Origin of the sequence: Leptolyngbya cf. ectocarpi LEGE 11479 (genome assembly GCF_015207065.1) — a bacterium.
In the GTDB taxonomy this organism is placed as follows: domain Bacteria; phylum Cyanobacteriota; class Cyanobacteriia; order Phormidesmidales; family Phormidesmidaceae; genus Leptothoe; species Leptothoe ectocarpi.
Window position 1 is genome coordinate 1 of sequence record NZ_JADEXP010000621.1, and the last position, 1,525, is coordinate 1,525.

A 1,525-nucleotide genomic window follows, 5' to 3' on the forward strand; every position below is an offset into this window, starting at 1 on the left:
CAGCAATTCCAAATTCAAACGGCATCAATTTATACAGAAATAAAGGACATAAGGTTAATGAAGATAGAAACGACCCTGTTGATGTGAGTTCCGGTTATGGTCCCTATTTCTCTGAGTTTCGGTGTGCTTCTGGGCTATTTAACGACGGCCATTAGCGAACTCAGGGAGCCCCGTAAACCGAGTAATGGCACAACCTATACGCTCAAGGATATTGTGCTGGGGGCATTTTCAGCATTTTTCATGCAGAGTGAATCGTTTCTGGACTATCAGCGCTATCTCAATAGTCGTGAAGGTCGCGATAATGCCCAGAGTCTATTTGGCCTTGAGCAGATACCGAGTGTTGAACAGTTGCGTAATGTTCTGGACCTCATCTCGCCAGCACCGCTATTTGACGTGTTTGAGAGGGTCTACCAAACCCTATTACACCAAGGGTATCTAAGCGGATATCAAAGTATTGGAGGGACATTACTGGTGGCCCTGGATGGCACAACCTACCATAGTTCACGTACCATTCACTGCCCTTGTTGTTCGACTAAAACCTCCAAGTCAGGCATCACCACGTATTTCCATCAGGCCCTCTTACCGGTGATTGTCTCACCGCATCAGTCGTCGGTGATTTCCTTGCCACCCGCTTTCATTACGCCCCAAGATGGTCATGACAAACAAGATTGTGAGCAAAGCGCAGCTAAACGCTGGTTAAGTGAGTACAGTCAGCTGTTCGAAAAGCAAGGCATTACCCTGTTGGGGGATGATTTATACAGTTGTCAACCGATGTGTGAGGTGTGTTTGGAGTATGATTACCACTTCATCTTTGTGTGTTTGCCAGAATCTCACCGTGTGCTATATGACTGGGTTGAGTTCCAGACAACCAAAGGTGGAGTGACGACGCTTACCCAACGAAAGCAGACCAAACAAGGCTATGAACAGTGGCAGTATCGGTATCTTAACGACGTTCCTTTACGTGCCGAAGACCCGAGTTTGTCGGTTAACTGGTGTGAGATAACAGTGACCCGAGAGTCTGACGGACGTCAGCTTTATCACAACAGCTGGATTACCCATCATCACTTAACTGACGAGAGTGTTGTTGAGGTCGCACTGGCAGGTCGTGCTCGTTGGAAAACCGAAAATGAAAATCACAATGTCCTCAAAACTAGGGGATATCATCTAGAGCATAACTTCGGTCATGGACAGCAAGGGTTGGCATCAACGTTATTAACGTTGAATCTGCTTGCATTTCTATTTCATACCGTTCTCGATTTAGTCGATGAACGCTATCAACGACTTAGACAACAGGTGGGAACTCGAAAGGGCTTTTTTCGTGACATGCTAGCGCTCACGAAATACACCTGGTTTGAAAGCTGGGAGGCATTGATAGAGTTTATGTTGGATGAGGATAGTCCCAAACCTCGAAAAACACGAAAGGCACGAAAGGCACGAACCAATACCTCCTAAAACGTTGTTAGTGTTCTGATGGAACTATGGCTAGGGCATTACAATGTCCTAATCTTGGAATTTGGAATTGCTG

Annotated in this window: 1 pseudogene; it reads left to right on the forward strand. The window is 46.1% G+C overall.

Going from position 1 to position 1,525, the window contains the following annotated elements:
• Positions 1 to 96: 96 nt before the first annotated feature.
• Positions 97 to 1,341, forward strand: a pseudogene (locus tag IQ260_RS30515) (ISNCY family transposase); the annotation flags it as partial.
• Positions 1,342 to 1,525 lie beyond the last annotated feature (184 nt).